Below are 17,691 nucleotides of genomic sequence, written 5' to 3'. Positions count from 1 at the left end.
GATGGCGCTCGTGAAGGATGACGTCGCCCACGACGTCCGGATCAAGACCGAGGCGGCGGGCGAGATCTCGCTGCGCTACTACGACCTGGGTTCAGGTGGGGACGACCGGCTGCCGCTGGTGATGCTTCACGGCGGGGGTCCCGGGGCCTCGTCGTGGTCCAACTTCGGCACCGCGCTGGAGGGCTTCGCGGCCGACTTCCGCACGATCCTGGTCGACCAGCCGGGCTTCGGCGCCTCCGACAAGCCGGAGGTGGTGGGCAACTACTACCGCTTCGCCGGCGATGCGGTGATCGCGCTCCTCGACGAGCTGGGCCTGACGAAGGTGCATTTGCTGGGCAACTCGCTCGGCGGCGGGACCGCGATGCGGATCGCGCTCACCTACCCGGACCGGGTGGGGCGGCTGGTGCTGATGGGGCCGGGCGGGCTCTCGCTCAACCTCTTCCATGCCGATCCCACCGAGGGCGTACAGCGCCTGATGGACTTCTCCGGCGACCCGACCCGGGAGGCGCTCAAGGCGTTCATCTCGACCATGGTCGTCAACCAGAAGCTGGTCACCGACGAGCTGGTCGAGGAGCGGTTCGCGGACGCGACCGCGCCCGGAGCGCGCGAGGCGATGGCGTCGATGGGGTGGTCGTTCTACAACCCCGAGACCGCCGAGGACGGCATGCTGTGGCGCGAGGCGCACCGGCTGCGCCACCACACGCTGCTCACCTGGGGACGCGAGGACCGGGTCAACCCGCTCGACGGCGCGTTCCCCGCGCTGAAGCTGATCCCCAAGGCACAGCTGCATGTCTTCCCGCGTTGTGGGCACTGGGCACAGATCGAAGCGGCCGACGAGTTCCGCGAGGTGGCGGTCTCCTTCTTGAAGCGGCACCGCGAACGTACTCCCAAGGAGAAGTCATGACGATCGACCTGAAGTCCATGGGCTACGTACGCGTCACCAGCACCGACCTGGAGGCGTGGCGTACGTTCGCCGGCAAGGTCCTCGGCCTGATCGAGGCGAAGGGCCCGAACCCCGAAAATCTCTACTACCGCATCGACGAGGTCTCGGCCCGGCTTGTGATCGAGCCGGGCGAGGTGGACCAGCTCAGCTGCGTCGGCTGGGAGGTCGCCGACCACACCGCGCTGGCGCAGGCCCGCGAGCACTTGGAGAAGTCCGGGGTCGAGGTCGAGGAGGGCACCCCTGAGGAGCTCGCCGAGCGCCGGGTGCAGGAGATGCTGCGCTTCCGTGACCCCTTCGACAACGTCTTCGAGCTCTTCCACGGCATCACCTACGAGCGACGCCCAGCGGTCTCGCCCTACGGCCACACCTTCGTGACCGGCGAGCAGGGGATGGGCCACGTGGTGATCCCGGTCTCCGACGACGTCGAGGCGCTGGAGTTCTATCGCGACACGCTCGGGTTCCGGCTGCGCGACTCGATGAGCATGCCGGGGGAGTTCGCCGGCAAGGAGCCCGGCACGAAGATCTGGCTGCGGTTCCTCGGGATCAACCCGCGTCACCACTCGCTGGCATTCCTGCCGTTCCCCAACGACTCCAAGTGCGTCCACATCATGCTCGAGGTCGACAAGCTCGACGACGTCGGCCGGGCGCTGGAGCGGGTGAAGAAGTACGGCGCGAAGCTCTCGGCGACGCTCGGGCGGCACATGAACGACGAGATGGTCTCCTTCTACGTGAAGTCGCCGGGTGGTTTCGACATCGAGTTCGGCACCGAGGGACTGCAGGTCGACGACCAGAAGTGGGTCGCCCGGGAGTCCACGGCCGTCTCGTACTGGGGTCACGACTTCGGCGTAGGCCAGTGATCGGGTATGCGTATAGAGGTGCCTGATGGGATGTCTCCCGATGCCGCCGAGAGCTGGCCGCATCCGGAGCTGATCGAGTCCTTCCACGGTCGCTTCGACTTCGAAGCGCCACCTTCTCCACCGGAGACCCCTGCCGACGCCGAGGCGGACGCCCGGTTCCGTACGGTGCTGGGCCGGTTCGCCTCCGGGGTCACCGTGATCGCAGCGCAGACCGCCGAGGGACCGGTCGGGATGACCTGCCAGTCGTTCTCCTCGGTGTCGCTGCGGCCGCCGCTGATCCTCTTCGCGCCGACCAAGTCCTCGCGGGCCTGGGCCCGGATCCGTCGCGCCGGGCACTTCTCGGTCAACATCCTCGCCGCCGGCCAGGAGGCCGTCTCGAACCAGTTCGCCTCACGTGCCGCGGACAAGTACGCCGACATCTCCTGGACCCCGTCGGCCCACCACGGCGACCCGCATCTCGACGGGGCCGTCGGCTATCTCGACTGCGCGGTCCACTCGGTCCACGAGGAGGGCGACCACTATCTCGTCGTCGGCCGCGTCCTGGACCTCGAGGAGGGCGCCGCCACCGAGCCGCTGCTCTTCTTCCGCAGCAACTACCGGGAGCTGGACTGAACAGTCCTCTCATGGTTCAGCTTTTGCTGAATACATGTTTCGCTGTACTGTCGCGGCATGGTCACCGCCACCACCTCCTCTCTGGATGCGCTCGCCCGGTTCGGGCATGCCCTCTCCGACGCCACCCGGGCCCGGGTCCTGATGCAGCTGCGCGAAGGCCCGGCCTACCCGGCCGAGCTGTCCGAGTCCCTGGGCGTGACGCGCCAGTCGATGTCGAACCACCTGGCCTGCCTGCGCGGCTGCGGGCTGGTCGTCGCAGTCCCCGAGGGCAGGCGTACGCGTTACGAGCTCGCCGACGGCCGCCTCGCGCACGCGCTGGCTGACCTGCACGACCTGATCCTGGTCACCGATCCGGAGGCCTGCCGCGACTCCGCCGAGCAGGGCTGCTGCTGATGGGACACGGACACGGACACGGACACGGGCACGGCGCCGCTGTGGGTCACGCCGGCGGCAGGCACCGATGGCGGCTGGCCGTCACCTTCGCCATGGTGGCGGCGTTCCTGGTCGTCGAGCTCGTCGCCGGGCTGTGGTCGGGGTCCCTGGCGCTGATCTCGGACGCCGGCCACATGACCGCGGACGTCGTCGCACTCGGCGCCGCGCTGATCGCGACCCGGATCGCCACCCGCGCCGACACCACCGGTCGCCGCACCTACGGCTCCTACCGGGTCGAGGTCTTCGCCTCCGGCCTGACCGTCCTGGTGATGCTCGGGGTCGCGGTCTACGTCGTGCTCGAGGCGATCGGCCGCATCGGGGAGGGATCCGAGGTCCGGACCGGGGCGATGCTCGTGGTCGGTGCGATCGGCCTGGCCATCAACCTGGTCTCGATGCTGCTCCTGCGCGCGGGGGCGAGCGAGTCGCTCAACCTCAAGGGCGCCTACTTCGAGGTGGTCGCCGACGCCGCCGGCAGCGTCGGTGTGATCGTGGCCGGACTCCTCGTCGCCGCCACCGGGCAGCCGCTTTGGGACACGGCCGTCGCCGTCGCGATCGGGGTCTTCGTCGCCGTACGTGCCATCGCGCTGGGCCGTCAGGTCCTGGCGGTCCTCGGCCAGCACGTCCCCGAGGGAATGGAGGTCGACCAGGTCGTCGCCGACCTCGAAGCGGTCCCGGGCGTGGACGGCGTCCATGACCTGCATGTGTGGACGTTGACCTCCGGGATGCACGTCGCTACCGCTCATCTCGTCCTGGATGCAGGCAGCGATGCCCAAGCTGTCCTGACCGATGCCCAGACCGCGCTCGCCAGCCGGCACCGGATCGAGCACGCCACCCTGCAGACCGAGACAGCCCCCACCCGACAGTGCCATGAGGTGAACTGGTGAGCTCGGGCCTCCCGATCCATGTCATCGGCCGACCCGATCCGTCCCGGAGGGCCGTCCTGGTGCGACGGGTCCGGCTCCTGGTCGCCTTCACCATCGTCTACAACGTGATCGAGGCCGTGGTGGCGGTCGCGGCCGGAGCGATCGCCGGCTCCGCGGCGCTGCTCGGCTTCGGTCTCGACTCGGTCATCGAGGTCTCGTCCGCTCTCGCGGTCGCCTGGCAGTTCGCCGGCCGCGATCCCGAGGCCCGCGAGAAGGTCGCGCTGCGGATCATCGCGTTCTCGTTCTTCGGGCTCGCTGCTTTCGTCACCTTTGATGCCGTCACCAGCCTGATCGCGGGGCACGCCGCCGATCATTCCGGCCTCGGCATCGGCATCGCGGCGTTGAGCCTGCTCGTCATGCCTGCCGCCTCCTGGATCCAGCGCCGCACCGGCAACGAGCTCGGCTCCCACTCCGCTGTGGCCGACTCCAAGCAGACGCTGCTGTGCACGTACATGTCCGCGGCGCTGCTCATCGGTCTGCTCGCCAACAGTGCCTGGGGCTGGTGGTGGGCCGACTCGGCTGCCGCGCTCGTCATCGCCGCGCTGGCCGTGGGGGAGGGGTTCAACGCCTGGCGCGGTGAGGTCTGCTGCACTCCGGCCGGGGCCCTCACCAGCCATGATGGCTGCGACAAGGGCTGCGCCTGCTGCTGACCGGGCGGTCGTGGGGCGCCCGGGGTGGCCTCACAGCTCGTCGAGGCGCTTGATCGCGGCCGCTTCCTCGGGGTCGGGATCGGTCTCGTCGAGGAATGCTCGGGTGACCTCGACCGCGACGTCGGGGGCGAGACGCTTGAGGCTCATCGCCAGGACGTTGGCGTCGTTCCACAGGCGCGCGTTGCGGGCGATCCAGGGCTCCCAGGCGAGAGCGGCGCGTACGCCGGGGACCTTGTTGGCGGCGATCGCCGTGCCGGTCCCGGTCCAGCACATCACCACGCCGACGTCGGCGCGGTCCTCGACGACCGCCCGGCCGATGCCGGCGCCGAGGTCGGGCCAGGAGTCGGTCTCGACGATCTCGACGTCGCCGCGTTCCCGCAGCTCGGCGAGCACGGCTCTGGTCGTCTCGTTCTCGTCGTCGGCTCCGAAGGCGATCCGCATGGTGCCGAACCTACCGTCGTTTCTCAGGCGTGCGTGGCCGGTCCGCCGGGTCCGGTGAATTTCGCGCTGGGCTGGTCCTTGAGGCTGGTGGTGAGCTCCCAGGTGCGCTGGTAGCCGGTGTGGGCGATGCGCCAGCCCTGCGGCGTACGGACGTAGCGGTCCTCGTAGAAGGCGGCGCCCTCGAGGGCGAACTCGTAGGCGGGGGCGAAGACCTTGTCGTAGAGATACCAGCGGCCGGTGGCTGACTCGCCGTCGACGTCGATCTCCGGGTGGTGGAGGTGGTGCATCGTGATGATCTCCGCGGGCAGGTTGGTCCGCATGTAGTCGACCAGCTCGGTGGGCGAGGTGAACGAGAGCCCGGCGTAGTCGGCGGTGGCGTCGTCGCTGAAGCAGGTGCCGAACTCGTCCCACTGCTTGGTGTCGAGGAGGCGTACGTAGCGGTACTTGAGCTGCTCTATCTCGCTGATGTCACTCATGAGCCGATCATAGTAGAACGTGTTCTAATTCGAGTGGTGTCAACGTGACCTGTGCGGTGACGTTCGGTCGCCGGTCGGCCGTACGTCATGACGAAGACCGCCGCCGAGGTGCAGGATCGCGGTGTGGACGGGATGGTCGAGCTGCGCCAGCGGCGCGCGGCGCTGTTGGCGAACCGCAGCCTGACCTGGGTGTTCGGAGCGGACGACCCGGGCGTGGTGGTGCGCGAGGCATGGGTCGGCGAGATCCGGCTCCGGGTCCACATCCCGCGAGCCCAGGCCCCGGCGCGGCCGATCGTGCTGGCCTTCCATGGCGGCGGCTGGTGCTGGGGATCGCCTGAGCAGTCGCGCTGGATGGCCGGCCGGATCGCAGCCCGCACCGGGGCGATCGTGGTCGCGCCGGCCTATCGGCTCGCGCCGGAGCATCCCTATCCGGCTGCGGTCGAGGACTGCTGGAGCGTGCTGACGTGGGTCGTCGCGAACGCCGACGAGATGGGCGCCGATCCGACGAGGATCGCCGTGCTGGGCGACAGTGCCGGCGGCACGCTGGCCGCGGTTCTGGCGCTGCGCGCCCGGGACGAGGGTGAGTCCCGGATCCGCGGCCAGGTGCTGATCTATCCGCTCGTCGATCTCGTCGGCCTGCGTGGCCCGGGGCTGAGTGGGATCGTGGATCACTATCTGGGGAAGGACGGGTCGCTCGCCGAGGAGTGGTCGGTCTCGCCGCTGCGAGCGCGGTCTCATGCGGGTCTGCCGCCCGCTCTGCTGCTCACCGCGCGGTTCGACCCGATGCGCTCGCATGCCGAGCGCTACGCCGACGCGCTGCGTACGGCTGGGGTGGAGGTCGCCGTTCACTGCCCGCGGCTGGCGACCCATGCCTATCTCACCTTGCCGGGCCTCTCGCCGGCCTCGCGAGGCGGCCTGGCGCGGATCGTCGGCTTCCTGAGCGAGCGGCTGGGCTGATCAGCCGAGGCCGAGCCTGCCCGCGAGCTTGTCGAGGTAGGTGAGCACACCGGCCGGCTCGGTGTCGGGGACGCCCCAGATCAGCTCGTCGGCCACCGACCACTCGGTCAGATCGTCGGGCGTCGGCCGCTTCGCGACGAGGACACGGACCTCGGGCTTGCCCTCGCGGCCGGCCGACTCCCACTCGTCCTGCAGCGTCTTCACCTTGTCGCCGATGCCGGCCTCGGTCGGGGTCGACATCCAGCCCTCCGCGTTGCGGGCGATCCAGCGCAGCGTCTTGGGGCCACCGCCGGCGCCGACGATCGTCGGGATCCGGCCCTGCGGTGGCTTCGGGTAGGCCCACGACGGGCCGAAGGAGACGAACTCGCCCGCATAGGCCGCCTCCTCCTCGGTCCACAGCGCCCGCATCGCCTCCAGATACTCCTTCAGCGCGGTGCGCTTGCGGTCGCCCGGGATGCCGTGGTCGGCGAGCTCGTCGGTGTTCCAGCCGAACCCGACCCCGAGCGAGACCCGGCCGCCGGAGAGGTGGTCGAGGGTCGCGATCGTCTTGGCGAGCGTGATCGGGTCGGACTCGACCGGCAGCGCGACGGCCGTGGAGAGCCCGATTCGCGAGGTCACCGCGGCACAGGTCCCGAGCGTGACCCAAGGGTCGAGCGTACGCAGGTAGCGGTCGTCGGGGAGCTCGGTGCCGCCGGTGGGGTGCAGAGCGTCGCGGCGCACCGGGATGTGGGTGTGCTCAGGCACGTAGAACGTGTCGAAGCCGCGCTCCTCGGCGGCGGAGGCGAGCTCGGCGGGCGCGATGCCGCGGTCCGAGGTGAACAGGACGATGCCGTGGCGCATGACACAACAGTAGAACGTGTTCTAGTCTTTGCGGAAGGGATCACCGGGAGAGAGAAGTGAACATGGAAGCCGACTACATCGTCGTAGGCGCCGGGAGTGCGGGCTGCGCCACCGCCCGCAGGCTGGCCGAGAGCGGTGCCAGCGTGATCGTGATCGAGGCGGGCACCAAGGACACCGCCTTCGGGATCAAGAACCTGCTCGAGCTCCCCGGCGCGGTCGCCGCGATGCTCTCCACGCCACAGCTGAAGAAGCTGGTCGACTGGGGCTACAAGTCGGTCCCGCAGAGTGCCGCCCTCGACCGGGTCGTCCCGATGACCCGCGGCAAGGTGCTGGGCGGCTCGTCCTCGATCAACGGCATGCTCTGGGTGCGCGGCAACCGTCAGAACTTCGACGACTGGGCGGCTGACGGCGCGACCGGATGGTCCTACGACGACGTGCTCCCGGCGTTCAAGCGGATGGAGGACTTCGAGGGCGGCCGCGACGAGTTCCGCGGCCAGGGCGGGCCGGTCAAGGTGCGCTACCAGAAGGACCTCACCCCGGCGACGCAGACCTGGCTTGACGAGGCGCCCAAGCGGCTCGGGGTCAGCGCCCTCGACGACTACAACGGCAAGGAGCAGGAGGGTGTCGGCGTCGTCCAGCTCAGCGCCTCCGAGGGACGCCGCTACTCGGCCTCGAAGGCCTACCTGCGCGAGCAGCCGCTCGACAACCTGCTGATCCTGACCAAGGCCCAGGTCACCCGCGTACGGATCGAGGGCTCGCGCGCCACCGGCGTCGAGGTCGTCGGTGCCGACGGCGACAAGCAGACCATCCGGGCGACCCGCGAGGTCATCGTGGCGGCCGGCGTCTACGGCTCTCCGCACCTGCTGATGCTCTCCGGAATCGGTCATTCCGACCACCTCCGCGACCACGGCATCCAGGTCCATGCCGACCTCCCGGTCGGCGAGAACTTCCACGATCACCTCTTCGTGCCGGTCTCGTTCAGGATGGACTCCGCGTTGCGGCGGCCCACGCCCGCATACTTCGCCGCCGGCTTCGCGAAGTCGCGGCTCACCCGCAAGGGCTGGGCGGCCGGCTCGCAGTTCGAGGCTTTCGGGTTCGTACGCAGCGCCCTGGCCGATCGGGTCCCGGACCTGCAGCTGCACGTCCTCTACTGGGTCTACCCGTTCCCGAACCAGGACGGTGACAAGGCCATCCGGCCGCCGACGAGCAAGCCCGGCCTGTGCATCCTGCCCACGCTGATCTACCCCGAGAGCCGCGGCACCGTACGCCTGGCCAGCGCCGACCCGCTCGCGCACCCGCTGCTCGACCCGGCCTACCTGAAGTCCGGCAAGGACACCGAGGTGCTCCTCGACGGGATCGCGAAGGTGCGCGAGATGATGGTCGGTCTCGGGGACAATCAGGGCGAGATCTCGCCCGGTCCGTCGTACGCCACCGATGAGGCGACCCGTGAGCTGCTGCCCAACATCGTGCACAGCGTCTACCACGGCGTCGGCACCTGCCGGATGGGGTCGGACGAGCGTGCCGTGGTCGACCCGTCGCTGCAGGTGCTGGGCATCGACGGCCTGCGCGTCGCCGACGCGAGCGTGATGCCCTCGATCACCGGCGGCAACACCAACGCGCCCTCCATCATGATCGGCGAGCGCGCCGCCGACCTGATTCTCGGCCGATAGGAGACACATGTCCGACCTGCTGCTGAGCCAGGACCGCGACCGCGTCCGTACGCTCACCCTCAACCGTCCCGACCAGCTCAACGCGTTCAGTCAGGCGCTCTACGTAGCCCTCGCCGAGGCGCTGCGCGAGGCCGACGAGGACCCGGAGGTGGCTGTCGTGCTGCTGACCGGGACCGGCCGGGCCTTCTCGGCGGGCACTGACCTCATCGAGATGAAGGAGACCGCCTCGGGCGGCGACGAGAGCGCCGCCCACGGGTTCATCGGCCTCGTCGACTCCCTCGCCGCGTTCTCCAAACCGCTGGTCGTCGCCGTCAACGGGCTGGGCCTCGGCATCGGCGTGACGCTCCTGGGCTTTGCGGACCTGGTCCTCGCCTCGACGAAGGCGAAGTTCAAGACACCGTTCACCACCCTCGGAGTCGCGCCGGAGGCGGCCTCCAGCTTCCTGTTCCCGCGGCTGATCGGACGCCAGAACGCCGCCTGGATGCTGATGTCGGGGGAGTGGTTCAGTGCCGAGGAGGCTCACGAGATGGGGCTCGTCTGGCGGGTCACCGAGCCCGAGGAGCTCCTCGAGGTCGCCTGGGGCCACGCCGCCACACTCGCCGCGAGGCCGATCAGCAGCCTGGTCGCGGTCAAGGAGACGATGACCGCGTCGCTGCGCCCTGGCATCGAGGCCGCCCGGGAGGTCGAGAACGCGAAGTTCGCCGAGCTGCTCGGCGGGCCGGCCAACATCGAGGCGCTCGTCGCCTTCGCCGAGGGGCGAGAGCCCGACTTCACCAGGCTTCCGCCTGGCGTCTGAGCGGACTCAACGGGCTCGGTGGGCTCCGTGGGGTCGCTGGTCGAAGCTCCCGTACCGGTCGCTGCCGTCGAGATGGTACTTGCGCTCCGTCTCGGTCAGGTCGTCCTCGATCTGGTGGCTACGGCGCCGGTCGAGGAGCGCGGCGATGAGGGTCAGGACGCTCCAGAACAGGATCATCCCGATCACGACCGCGACGATGGTGCTGTTCATCGATGATCAGCTCCTTCGTGGTGGGTCTATCTGCTCGTGCTCGGGTCCGCCCGGCCCGGGCTCGGCGCTGAGCACGATGTAGTCGACGATGTCGAGCCCGGTGTCGTGCTCCCTGATGATCTCGAGGACCGTGGCCCGGCGCTCCTGGGAGGCCACCTCGCCGGAGACGACGAGGTGGTCGCCGCGCACCTGGATCCGGATGCCCAGCTCGTTCGTGCGCGGGTCGGTCGCGATCTCGCGCTCGAGATCTCGCGCCAGCTGCTCGTTCATGCCGACCTCCTGGGGACGACGTCGTAGACACGGAACGCTGCCTGGATGACGGGTTGGGCGACGTTGCGTACGGGGACCCCGACCGGGGTGAGGCCCTTCTCGCGCCCGGCGTGGGCGTGGCCGTGGATCGCCAGGTCCACACCCGTCTCGTCGATCGCCTCGCCGAGCCGGTAGTTGCCGAGGAACGGCCAGATCTCCTTCGGCTCGCCGATCAGCGTGTCGTCGACGGGAGCGAAGTGGGAGAGCGCGACGGTGACGTCCGGCTCCTCGGCCGCGAGATCGTCGAGGGCCTGGCGCAGCAGGCTGGCGGTCTCGATGCCGTGCCCGGTGAAGGCCTTCATCTCGGGTTCGCCGAAGTCCGCTGCGCACCGGCCGACGAAGCCGAGGCAGAAGCCCTTGATGCCGGCGACGCCGAGGCGCCCGGCATCGGTCTCCAGGGTGGTCGAGGTGCCCTCGAGGACGGTCACCCCGCGGTCCTCCAGCAGGTGGACGATGTCGCGCTCGGCGCCGGAGTGGTAGTCGTGGTTGCCGAGCACGACGAGGACCGGTACGTCGGCGGCGTCGAACTCGTCGGCGAACGCCTCCGCCTCCTCGAGCGTCCCGTGCTGGGTGAGGTCTCCGGCGACCAGCAGCGCGTCGGCCTCCTCGGAGATGTCCGTGAGCAGCGGCGCGTAGCGGCCGCGCAGGTCGTCGGCCAGATGTACGTCACCCACTGCTGCCACACGAATCGGGTCAGGCATCATCGCCTCCAATACTGCTTCCTTCCATGATGGCGAGCGCGTCCAGCAGTCCGATCGCGGTCTGCGCGAAGGGGCTCCGCTTCGCCTCCTGCCGCACCAGTCGCCAGTCGATCTGCTCGCGCAGGGCTCGGGCGGAGCCGAGAATCGGCGAGAGGTCGCAGGCATGCTCGCTCAGGGCCAGCATGCGCGAGATGAGCAGGTCCGTCGCGGACATGACGGGCATGGTGACGGAGTCGACCGGCAGGTCGGTGCACCGTCCCAGCAGGTCGTCGTCGACAGGCCCGGTCGGGAGCCGGTGGATCAGGTCGACGACCACGGTGTCGCGACCGACCTTCACCAGCCAGTCCTCGGGGGCGTCGACCGCGTCCATCCCGTTCAGGACCAGTGCGCGCACGGCATCCTCGACGCACTCCTGGGGGAGCACGAAGTCCACGTCGTGGGTGCTCTCCGGCCCGCCTCGGGTCCACACCGCGTACCCGCCAGCGAGTGCGAACGGGATCTCGGCGGCCTTCAAGGTCGCACCGACCAGCTTGAGGACGTCGCGTTGTCGCTGGAGCTCCTCGCCCAGCACGTCTGTTCTCGACATGTTGGTGCGGTACCCCGATTCGGTCGCCCTCACCCCTTGCCCGAAACAAGAACGTGTTCTAATCTGGACACGTGTCCAGCGCAACCAGCACCCGCCAGGCGGAGACGGTCGAGCGAGTATTCGCGGCAGGTCTGGCGGAGCTGCGGGAGGTCGGGTACGAGGCACTGACCGTCCGTTCGGTCGCTGCTCGGGCCGGGGTCTCCCCGGCCACGGCCTACACCTACCTCGCCTCCAAGAACCATCTCTTCGCCGAGCTCTTCTGGCGCCACCTGGCCGAGACGCCGGCGGTCGAAGAGACCGGGTCCCGCGTGGAGAGGGTGCAGGCGGCCGTACGCAGCCTCACGACCCGGATCGCGGAGGAGCCCGCTCTCGCCGCGGCGGTCACGCCGGCGCTGCTGGGCAGCGATGCCGATGTCGAGCGGCTGCGGCTGCGGATCGGAGCCGAGTTCGCTGCCCGGTTCGAGGCGGCGCTCGGCGACGGTGCGTCCGAGGCGGAGCGAGAAGCCCTGTTGCTCGCCTTCTCCGGGGCGCTGCTGCAGGCGGGCATGGGCCTGATGACCTACGACGAGATGGCCGACCGGCTCGCCCCGGTCGTCGCCGTGATCGTCGGTGAGGAGTGAGATGACGAGCACCACCACCGAGATCTTCGACCCCTACGACTACGACTTCCACAAGGACCCCTACCCGGTCTATGCCCGGCTGCGGGACGAGGCGCCGCTCTACTACAACGCCTCGGACGACTTCTGGGCGCTCTCCCGGCATGCCGACGTGCATGCCGCGGTGAAGAACGACGTCACCTTCTCCAACCGGATGGGGGTCTCGCTCGACGCCAGCGCCTGGAACGCCGACGCCCATCGGGTGATGTCCTTCCTCGCCCTGGACGGCAAGGAGCAGACCCGGCTGCGCAAGCTGGTCTCGGCCGGATTCACGCCGCGCCGCGTACGCGAGCTCACCCCGCAGATCCAGGCGCTCGCCGACCACTACCTCGACGCGTTGGTCGCGGCCTGCGCCGAGACCGGCGAGGCGGACTGGATCGCCGAGCTCGCCGGCAAGCTCCCGATGGACGTCATCTCGGAGATGATGGGCGTCCCCGTCGCCGACCGCGACGAGGTGCGCCGCCTGGCCGACCTGGTCGTGCACAGGGAAGACGGCGTACGCGACGTGCCGGAGGCCGGGATGACGGCCGCGCTCGAGCTGATCGGCTACTACGCCGAGATGGTCGCGCAGCGGCGCAAGCAGCCCAGCGAAGACCTCACCTCGGCACTCATCGAGGCCGAGGTGGACGGCGACCGGCTCCTCGACCACGAGGTGATCGCGTTCCTGTTCCTGATGGTCGTGGCCGGCAACGAGACCACCACCAAGCTGCTCGGCAACGCGCTCTTCCACCTCGGTGCCCACCCGTCCCAGCTCGCCGAGGTCTTCGCCGATCCCGACGACACCGCGCCGGTGGGCGCATGGATCGAGGAGACCCTGCGCCACGACACCTCCAGCCAGATGCTGGCCCGCTACGTCGCCGAGGACGTCGAGCTCCACGGCCAGGTCGTCCCCGCCGGGTCGAAGCTGCTCGTCCTTCTCGGCTCGGCCAACCGCGACGAGCGCGTCTTCACCGCCCCGGACGTCTTCGACATCCATCGCCCCTCCGACGAGCTCGGCAGGATCATGAGTTTCGGCGTCGGGCGCCACTTCTGCCTCGGCGCCAACCTCGCCCGGCTGGAGGCTCGCATCGTGCTGGCGGAGCTGGTGCGCCGTACGTCTGGCTTCGAGGTCCACGCCGACCGCGCTGTCCGCGTGCACTCCACCAGCGTGCGTGGGTTCGCCGAGCTGCCCGTCACGTTCACCAGGAGGGTCGGCTGATGAGCAGGTACGCACAGCCCGACCGACGTCCGGCGGTGATCACCGGCGCCTCCTCCGGGATCGGCGCGGAGACCGCGAAGGCGCTGGCCACGGCTGGTTTCCCGGTCGCGCTCGGCGCCCGGCGGCTCGACCGGGTCGAGGAGGTCGCCGCCGCGATCCGGGCCGACGGGGGAGAGGCGGTCGCGCACCCACTCGACGTGACCTCGGACGAGTCGGTCGCCGAGTTCGCCGCGAAGGCGGTCGCCGATCTGGGCGAGATCGAGGTCGTGGTCAGCAACGCCGGGGTCACCCATCCGGGCGCGACCGTCGACGTCCCCACCGAGACCTTCGGCGGCCAGGTCGACATCAACCTGCTCGGCGCCCACCGGATCCTGCGCGCCTTCGGTCCCGGGATGATCGAGCGGCAGCGCGGCGACCTGGTCTTCCTCTCCTCCGACGTGGCGGTGAAGCCGCGGCCGTTCATGGGAGCGTACGCAGCCTCCAAGTGGGGCCTGGAAGGCATGGTCAACGCGCTCCAGATGGAGCTCGAGGGCACCGGCGTCCGGGCCTCCATCGTGCGACCCGGTCCCACCCACTCCGACATCGGCAACGAGTGGCCCGCCGAGCTCGGCGGGTTCGTGCTGGAGCAGTGGGTCAGGTGGGGCCTTGCCCGCCACCCGCACTTCCTCAAGGCCCGGGCCCTGGCTGACGCGATCACGTCGGTCGTGACCGCCAAGCGCGGCGTCCACATCAGCACTATCGACGTCAACCCCGAAGCCCCTGTGCAGGAGCCACGATGACGATCCCCACCGTCTCCACCGTCCTGGACGACCAGGACCCGAGCGTCCCCGAGATCATCCGTGGCACCGGACATCTGCCCGAGATGCGGGTCGACCCGATCTCGCTGTTCACCCGCGTCCGCGAGGAGTGCGGCGACCTCGGGCGCTTCCGGCTCGCCGACAAGGACGTCGTCCTGGTCACCGGTGCCGAGGCCAACGAGGCGTTCTTCCGGGCGCCCGACGAGGTGCTCGACCAGGCGGCTGCGTACCCGTTCATGACGCCGATCTTCGGCAAGGGCGTCGTCTTCGACGCCTCGCCGGAGGAGCGGCAGCAGATGCTGAAGAACCAGGCGCTGCGCGGCGACATGATGCGCGGGCACGCGCAGACGATCGAGGCCGAGATCCGCCGGATGATCGCCGGCTGGGGCGAGGAGGGCGAGATCGACCTGCTCGACTTCTTCGCCGAGCTGACCATCTACACCACCTCGGCGTGCCTGGTCGGGAAGCCGTTCCGCGAGGAGCTCGACTCCTCCTTCGCGCAGCACTACCACGAGCTGGAGCACGGCACGGACGCGATCGCGTACGTCGACGCCTACGCCGACATCGAGAGCTTCCGGATGCGCGATGCCGCCCGGGAGAACCTGGTCGCGCTGGTCCAGGCGATCATCGACAAGCGGGTCGCGCGGGGCAAGGTGGCGCGTGAGGAGCGCGACCTGCTCGACGTGCTCATCTCGATCGAGATGGACACCGACACCATCACCGGCGTCTTCATCTCGATGATGTTCGCCGGCCACCACACCTCCTCGGGCACCGCGTCGTGGGCGATGATCGAGCTGCTGCGGAACCCGTCGGTGATGGCGGACGTCGTCAGCGAGCTCGACGAGCTCTACGCGGATGGCTCGGAGGTGAGCTTCCAGGCGCTGCGCTCCATCCCGGTCCTCGAGGCGGCGCTGAAGGAGACGCTGCGGCTGCATCCGCCGCTGATCATCCTGATGCGGCTGGTGCAGGAGGACTTCGAGCTGCTCGGCGAGACCATCCCGGCCGGCACCCTGCTCGCGGCCTCGCCACGGGTCTCCAACCGGATCGAGGACGACTTCCCGAAGGCGGACTCCTTCGACCCGAGCCGCTACATCGACCCGCGCCAGGAGGACATGCAGAACCGCTGGACCTGGATCCCGTTCGGCGCCGGCAAGCACCGCTGCGTCGGCAACGCGTTCGCGATGATGCAGATGAAGGCGATCTTCTCGGTCATCCTGCGCGACTACTCGTTCGAGGCGGCGCAGCCGCTGGAGTCGTACGCCGACGACTTCACCAAGATGGTGATCCAGCTCCAGCAGCCCTGCCGGGTCCGCTACCGGCGGCGGTCGCCGTGAGACTCGCCGCTGACCTGGGGCTCTGTCAGGGGCACCAGGAGTGCCTCGCCGAGGCCCCGGAGCTCTTCGCCTTCGACGACGACAGCTACCAGGTCGTCGTACGCATCACCGAACCGTCCGAGGAGCAGCTTCCCGCCGCGCGTGCGGCCGTGAAGTACTGCCCCGCTTTCGCTCTCATTTTGGTCGAAGCGGAGCCCGAGACAATCAATACGGAGGACTGAATGGACCGCGCCGAGATCGAGGGGTTCTGGGCCCACTGGCTCGACCTCAACCGGAAGGCGGAGGCCGACGGCAACTGGTCGCCGCTGGCCGACGTGTATGCCGAGGACGCGACGTACGGCTGGATGTACACGCCCGACGAGCACTTCATGGCCGTGGGCCGCGAGCAGATCCGGGAGTGGGCGCTCGGCACCGAGATGGCCGGGCTCGAGGGCTGGCACTACGACTACCAGGCGACGGTCATCGATGACGTCAACGCGATGGTGATCGGCTTCTGGCGGCAGCGGGCCGGGATCGTCGACGACGCGACCGGCGAGGAGTACGAGATCCTGGGGATCGGCGGCTCCTGGTGCGGGGTCGCACCGCGGCCCGACGGCGACGGGCTGGAGTTCGCCTGGCAGCGGGACTGGTTCGACCTCGGGTCGACCGCGACCACCTTCCTCGACATCGTCAAGGCCAAGAAGGCCACCGCCGGGCTGCTGGAGCGGATGTCGCTGAACGGCATCGAGCAGCCGGGCCACTACCGCTTCGCCGACCTGCCTTCGACCGTCTGGCCGCCACCGGTGGCGGCCGGGAACTTCGTGACCCAGGAGCCCGTGTGACGACCCGAACCCCGACCAACCCACCCGCCCAGCAGCTCGTCGACGGCAAGCTCGGCGCGGCCAGCTCCGGCGAGACGTACGCCATCCTCAACCCGGCCACTGGTCAGGAGATCGGGCGCGCGCCCGACTCGACGGCCCAGGACATGGAAGCCGCCATCGCGGCCGCGCGGAAGGCGTTCGACGAGACCGACTGGTCGACGGACGTGGCGCTGCGGATCCGGTGCCTGCGCCAGCTCCACCAGGCGATCCTCGACAACGCCGAGGCGCTGCGCGAGCTGACGACCGCCGAGGTCGGAGCGCCCGCGTTCCTGGTCGCGGGGCCGCAGTTCGACACCCCGGTCGAGACGTTGCAGTGGACCATCGATCTGGCCGAGTCCTTCGAGTGGGAGCGGGACCTCGGCGTCGGGGTCACGATGGGCATCTCCTCGCGGCGTACGGTGCGGCGCGAGGCCGTCGGTGTCGTCGCGGCGATCACGCCGTGGAACTTCCCCAACCAGATCAACCTGGCCAAGATCGGCCCGGCGCTGGCAGCGGGCAACACGGTGATCCTCAAGCCCGCCCCGGACACGCCGTGGCTGGCCGCGGAGCTGGGTCGGCTGGCGGCCGAGCACACCGATCTCCCGCCGGGCGTCTTCAACGTCGTCACTCCGCGCGACAACCGGGTGGCCGCGATGCTTGCCGAGGACCCGCGGGTCGACCTGGTCTCCTTCACGGGGTCGACGGCCACCGGCCGGGCGATCATGGCGGCTGCTGCACCCAGCCTGAAGAAGGTCTTCCTCGAGCTCGGCGGCAAGTCCGCGGCGATCGTCCTCGACGATGCCGACGTCGCCTCGGCCGCCTCGATGGCTGCCTTCTCTGTGGCCGTACACGCAGGTCAGGGCTGTGCCCTGACCACCCGGCTGCTGGTGCCTCGTGAGTCCTACGACGCGGCCGTCGAGGCGGCCGCCGCGACGATGTCCTCCCTCGGTGCGGGCGACCCGGCCGATGCCGGCACGATCTGTGGCCCGGTGATCTCCGCGGTCCAGCGCGACCGGATCCTCGGCTACCTCGCGCTCGCCGAGGAGGAGGGCGGCCGCATCGCCACGGGTGGAGCCGTCGCGGTCCAGGACGGCGACCTGGCCGGCGGCTTCTGGATCCAGCCCACCGTCGTCGCCGGCCTCGACAACTCCGCCCGCGTCGCCCGCGAGGAGATCTTCGGCCCCGTGCTCACGGTGATCCCGCACGACGGCGACGACGATGCCGTACGCATCGCCAACGACTCGCCCTACGGCCTCTCCGGCTCCGTGGAGTCCGGTTCGCTGGATCGCGCGAAGTCGGTAGCGGCCCGGATCCGCACCGGCACCATCGGCGTCAACGGCGGCCAGTGGTTCGGCCCCGATGCGCCCTTCGGCGGCTACAAGCAGTCCGGCCTCGGCCGGGAGATGGGCGTCGAAGGCTTCGAGGAGTACCTCGAGACCAAGCTGATCGCGGAGCCGGCATGAG

23 protein-coding genes are annotated in these 17,691 nt (G+C 69.7%); 16 read left to right on the top strand and 7 right to left on the bottom strand.

From position 1 onward, the window contains the following. Window position 1: 1 nt before the first annotated feature. From hsaD to ABZY89_RS12630, 6 genes are read left to right on the top strand one after another with little or no spacing between them, the layout of a single operon-like run. Window positions 2–904 carry a 4,5:9,10-diseco-3-hydroxy-5,9,17-trioxoandrosta-1(10),2-diene-4-oate hydrolase gene (hsaD, locus tag ABZY89_RS12655; protein ID WP_355227585.1) on the top strand — a complete coding sequence of 301 codons (903 nt, stop codon included), beginning with the start codon at window positions 2–4 and terminating at the stop codon, window positions 902–904. Continuing rightward, a complete protein-coding gene (gene hsaC, locus ABZY89_RS12650) occupies window positions 901–1,800 on the top strand; it encodes an iron-dependent extradiol dioxygenase HsaC (protein WP_355227584.1) in 900 nt (299 codons plus the stop codon). Before hsaD ends, hsaC begins: the two co-directional genes overlap by 4 nt. Window positions 1,801–1,830: 30 nt before the next feature. Further along, complete coding sequence (locus ABZY89_RS12645; protein ID WP_350720171.1) at window positions 1,831–2,412, top strand: flavin reductase family protein; 582 nt, start codon at window positions 1,831–1,833, stop codon at window positions 2,410–2,412. Window positions 2,413–2,469: 57 nt separating this feature from the next. Then, the gene (locus ABZY89_RS12640; protein ID WP_141804731.1) at window positions 2,470–2,805 is read left to right on the top strand and encodes a metalloregulator ArsR/SmtB family transcription factor; all 336 of its coding nucleotides are present in this window, start codon (window positions 2,470–2,472) and stop codon (window positions 2,803–2,805) included. Beyond that, window positions 2,805–3,728 (top strand): cation diffusion facilitator family transporter, encoded by a 924-nt coding sequence (locus ABZY89_RS12635; protein ID WP_355227582.1) that lies wholly within the window; start codon window positions 2,805–2,807, stop codon window positions 3,726–3,728. The genes ABZY89_RS12640 and ABZY89_RS12635 overlap by 1 nt, the downstream gene beginning before the upstream one ends. After that, a complete protein-coding gene (locus ABZY89_RS12630) occupies window positions 3,725–4,417 on the top strand; it encodes a cation transporter (RefSeq protein ID WP_355227580.1) in 693 nt (230 codons plus the stop codon). The genes ABZY89_RS12635 and ABZY89_RS12630 overlap by 4 nt, the downstream gene beginning before the upstream one ends. Window positions 4,418–4,447: 30 nt before the next feature. On the opposite strand, the gene ABZY89_RS12625 is transcribed toward ABZY89_RS12630, so the two are convergent. Both ABZY89_RS12625 and ABZY89_RS12620 read right to left on the bottom strand, forming a co-directional pair. Beyond that, the gene (locus tag ABZY89_RS12625) at window positions 4,448–4,858 is read right to left on the bottom strand and encodes an RpiB/LacA/LacB family sugar-phosphate isomerase (RefSeq protein WP_355227578.1); all 411 of its coding nucleotides are present in this window, start codon (window positions 4,856–4,858) and stop codon (window positions 4,448–4,450) included. A gap of 23 nt (window positions 4,859–4,881) precedes the next feature. After that, window positions 4,882–5,334 carry a nuclear transport factor 2 family protein gene (locus ABZY89_RS12620; protein WP_355227576.1) on the bottom strand — a complete coding sequence of 151 codons (453 nt, stop codon included), beginning with the start codon at window positions 5,332–5,334 and terminating at the stop codon, window positions 4,882–4,884. An 87-nt stretch (window positions 5,335–5,421) separates the two neighbouring features. Between ABZY89_RS12620 and ABZY89_RS12615 the strand changes: the two genes are divergently transcribed. Continuing rightward, window positions 5,422–6,291: an alpha/beta hydrolase gene (locus ABZY89_RS12615; RefSeq protein WP_355227574.1), complete on the top strand. Its 870-nt coding sequence runs from the start codon at window positions 5,422–5,424 to the stop codon at window positions 6,289–6,291. Here ABZY89_RS12615 and ABZY89_RS12610 read toward each other — a convergent pair whose 3' ends face one another. Next, on the bottom strand, window positions 6,292–7,131 hold the full coding sequence (locus ABZY89_RS12610) for an LLM class F420-dependent oxidoreductase (RefSeq protein WP_355227572.1): 840 nt from the start codon (window positions 7,129–7,131) through the stop codon (window positions 6,292–6,294). It abuts the gene before it with no gap. A 62-nt stretch (window positions 7,132–7,193) separates the two neighbouring features. On the opposite strand from ABZY89_RS12610, the gene ABZY89_RS12605 reads away from it, so the two are divergent. Together ABZY89_RS12605 and ABZY89_RS12600 are read left to right on the top strand one after the other, a co-directional pair. After that, window positions 7,194–8,801: an FAD-dependent oxidoreductase gene (locus tag ABZY89_RS12605; protein WP_355227571.1), complete on the top strand. Its 1,608-nt coding sequence runs from the start codon at window positions 7,194–7,196 to the stop codon at window positions 8,799–8,801. Window positions 8,802–8,808: 7 nt separating this feature from the next. Further along, window positions 8,809–9,597, top strand: coding sequence for an enoyl-CoA hydratase-related protein (locus ABZY89_RS12600; RefSeq protein ID WP_355227569.1), 789 nt, complete (start codon window positions 8,809–8,811; stop codon window positions 9,595–9,597). A 6-nt stretch (window positions 9,598–9,603) separates the two neighbouring features. Here ABZY89_RS12600 and ABZY89_RS12595 read toward each other — a convergent pair whose 3' ends face one another. Genes ABZY89_RS12595 through ABZY89_RS12580 form a run of 4 tightly spaced genes read right to left on the bottom strand, consistent with a single transcriptional unit; the run spans window position 9,604 to window position 11,403 of the window. After that, window positions 9,604–9,807, bottom strand: a complete 204-nt coding sequence (locus ABZY89_RS12595; RefSeq protein WP_355227567.1) for a hypothetical protein — start codon at window positions 9,805–9,807, stop codon at window positions 9,604–9,606. A 6-nt stretch (window positions 9,808–9,813) separates the two neighbouring features. Continuing rightward, window positions 9,814–10,077, bottom strand: coding sequence for a BON domain-containing protein (locus ABZY89_RS12590; RefSeq protein WP_355227566.1), 264 nt, complete (start codon window positions 10,075–10,077; stop codon window positions 9,814–9,816). Beyond that, window positions 10,074–10,817: a metallophosphoesterase gene (locus ABZY89_RS12585; protein ID WP_355227565.1), complete on the bottom strand. Its 744-nt coding sequence runs from the start codon at window positions 10,815–10,817 to the stop codon at window positions 10,074–10,076. Before ABZY89_RS12585 ends, ABZY89_RS12590 begins: the two co-directional genes overlap by 4 nt. Then, window positions 10,810–11,403, bottom strand: a complete 594-nt coding sequence (locus ABZY89_RS12580) for a hypothetical protein (RefSeq protein WP_355227563.1) — start codon at window positions 11,401–11,403, stop codon at window positions 10,810–10,812. Before ABZY89_RS12580 ends, ABZY89_RS12585 begins: the two co-directional genes overlap by 8 nt. 71 nt (window positions 11,404–11,474) lie before the next feature. Between ABZY89_RS12580 and ABZY89_RS12575 the strand changes: the two genes are divergently transcribed. Genes ABZY89_RS12575 through ABZY89_RS12545 form a run of 7 tightly spaced genes read left to right on the top strand, consistent with a single transcriptional unit; the run spans window position 11,475 to window position 17,690 of the window. Then, window positions 11,475–12,023 carry a helix-turn-helix domain-containing protein gene (locus tag ABZY89_RS12575; RefSeq protein WP_355227561.1) on the top strand — a complete coding sequence of 183 codons (549 nt, stop codon included), beginning with the start codon at window positions 11,475–11,477 and terminating at the stop codon, window positions 12,021–12,023. A 1-nt stretch (window position 12,024) separates the two neighbouring features. Beyond that, window positions 12,025–13,257: a cytochrome P450 gene (locus tag ABZY89_RS12570; RefSeq protein ID WP_355227559.1), complete on the top strand. Its 1,233-nt coding sequence runs from the start codon at window positions 12,025–12,027 to the stop codon at window positions 13,255–13,257. Further along, on the top strand, window positions 13,257–14,036 hold the full coding sequence (locus ABZY89_RS12565; protein WP_355227557.1) for an SDR family oxidoreductase: 780 nt from the start codon (window positions 13,257–13,259) through the stop codon (window positions 14,034–14,036). Before ABZY89_RS12570 ends, ABZY89_RS12565 begins: the two co-directional genes overlap by 1 nt. Next, entirely contained in the window at window positions 14,033–15,388 is a 1,356-nt protein-coding gene (locus ABZY89_RS12560) for a cytochrome P450 (protein ID WP_355227555.1), read from the top strand. The genes ABZY89_RS12565 and ABZY89_RS12560 overlap by 4 nt, the downstream gene beginning before the upstream one ends. Continuing rightward, entirely contained in the window at window positions 15,385–15,609 is a 225-nt protein-coding gene (locus ABZY89_RS12555) for a ferredoxin (protein ID WP_355227553.1), read from the top strand. The genes ABZY89_RS12560 and ABZY89_RS12555 overlap by 4 nt, the downstream gene beginning before the upstream one ends. Continuing rightward, window positions 15,610–16,209, top strand: a complete 600-nt coding sequence (locus ABZY89_RS12550; protein WP_355227551.1) for a hypothetical protein — start codon at window positions 15,610–15,612, stop codon at window positions 16,207–16,209. It begins immediately after the preceding gene. Continuing rightward, a complete protein-coding gene (locus ABZY89_RS12545; RefSeq protein ID WP_355227549.1) occupies window positions 16,206–17,690 on the top strand; it encodes an aldehyde dehydrogenase in 1,485 nt (494 codons plus the stop codon). Before ABZY89_RS12550 ends, ABZY89_RS12545 begins: the two co-directional genes overlap by 4 nt. Window position 17,691 lies beyond the last annotated feature (1 nt).

The sequence above is a fragment of the Nocardioides sp. NPDC006303 genome, assembly GCF_040613175.1.
Lineage (GTDB): Bacteria > Actinomycetota > Actinomycetes > Propionibacteriales > Nocardioidaceae > Nocardioides.
This window is presented reverse-complemented; position numbering and strand designations above follow the sequence as displayed.